The sequence below is a fragment of the Rathayibacter tritici genome, assembly GCF_002932875.1.
Classification (GTDB): Bacteria; Actinomycetota; Actinomycetes; order Actinomycetales; family Microbacteriaceae; genus Rathayibacter; species Rathayibacter tritici.
Window position 1 is genome coordinate 1 of record NZ_PSWS01000084.1, and the last position, 1,438, is coordinate 1,438.

A 1,438-nucleotide genomic window follows, 5' to 3' on the forward strand; every position below is an offset into this window, starting at 1 on the left:
CTCACCCCTCCCCGCGACAATCTGCCAGATCCGACAGATCAGCTCCGTCAATTGCTCCGCATCCAGGCCTGTAGTAGAGTCGTACCGCATCGGCTTCCCGTTCCGAAAATAGCGAGCTTTGGAACTTCTATTCTCCCGAATGGGAAGCCGATGCCTCGGAACGACACGCCCGAATCAGACCTTATGAATAACGCTCGTACTTTTTCGTGGCGAAGATCTAGTTAGAGCGTTATTCATAAGGTTGTTTACCAGCCGAGTCGGTAGAGTTCGAGTTTTGTGATGGTGCGGATGATGGCGGGGAGTTCGCTGAGGCGTCCGCGGTAGCCGGTGGCGATGATTTTCCAGTTCTTGAAGTGGGCGATGCACCTCTCGACTGCGGATCGGGTTCTGGAGATTTCCCGGTTCGATTTCTTGGTGTTGTCGTCGAGGGTGGTGCCGTGGGGTCGTTTGCGGGGAGTGGTCGCGGTGGTGCCGATGTAGCCCGGGTCGGCGATCCAGTCCGTGTCATCGAGGATCGGCTCCCAGCCGCAGAGCGCGAGAGCGACACGATCATGACGGGCGCCGGCGACAGGGTCTGACGCGGCGAGGAGGCCGCCGTCCAGATCTGCGGCGATCTGCACATTGAGGCCTTGTCGGTGCCGCTTCCCGGAGTAATTCGACCGACCCGTTTTCGCGCGGTTCCCGGTGGGAACGTCTGTCCCATCGACCAGGACGACACGGCCTCGGACAGCTTCTTCCAGGGAAATCCCTGAGAAGCAACAGGCTTGCTCGATCAGCGGAACGATGCGCCGGTAGATCCGCGAGACGGTGGCTTGGGAGACGCCGTGCAGGTCCGCGACGGCGGCTTGGTTCAGGTTCTGTCGCAACAGCAGCAACGTCAGGATGACCTGCTCCCGCAGGTTGAGAAGCGCGGGGCGGCCAGGCAACGATGGACGCCCGGACAGGACCTGGAATATCCGAGCCACCAACTCCGTCACCTGCCCAGAGGTCAAACCTGTAGTAGAGTCATAGCGCATCGACTTCTCGCTTCAAGAATGGCGTGTAGGAACTTCCATTCTCTCCCGCGAGAAGCCGATGTCTTCACAGCGACACGCGCGAAACAGACCTTATGAATAACGCTCTTAGAGTCCTTTGACGTCGGTTGATCTGGCTGCACAAGAGGACGAATGCTACTCGGCAGAGTGGAGCTACCTGACCACTGCCCATGAGCCATGGGGTTCTCGTGCCTCACGCGTTGCAGCGTTGGTTCCGCGCCAGTGACTGCGCAACGTACGGCGGCACGCTACACGACCAATCATTTCACCGCGAAAAGACATCACTGCCCCGTCTTGCCTGTCCTTCTGAGCTGCCCAACGTTTCCTGGACCAGTTGAATAGTTGTCTACGCGGCGAGGTTCTCGGTGATCCATGCCTGCTCGGCTTCGTTCGGGGTCCGATAG

1 protein-coding gene is annotated in these 1,438 nt (G+C 59.2%); it reads right to left on the reverse strand.

All coding sequences use genetic code 11. The features are described 5' to 3' along the window. Positions 1–245 precede the first annotated feature (245 nt). The gene (locus C5D07_RS15070; protein WP_211286394.1) at positions 246–977 is read right to left on the reverse strand and encodes a transposase family protein; all 732 of its coding nucleotides are present in this window, start codon (positions 975–977) and stop codon (positions 246–248) included. Positions 978–1,438: the final 461 nt, after the last annotated feature.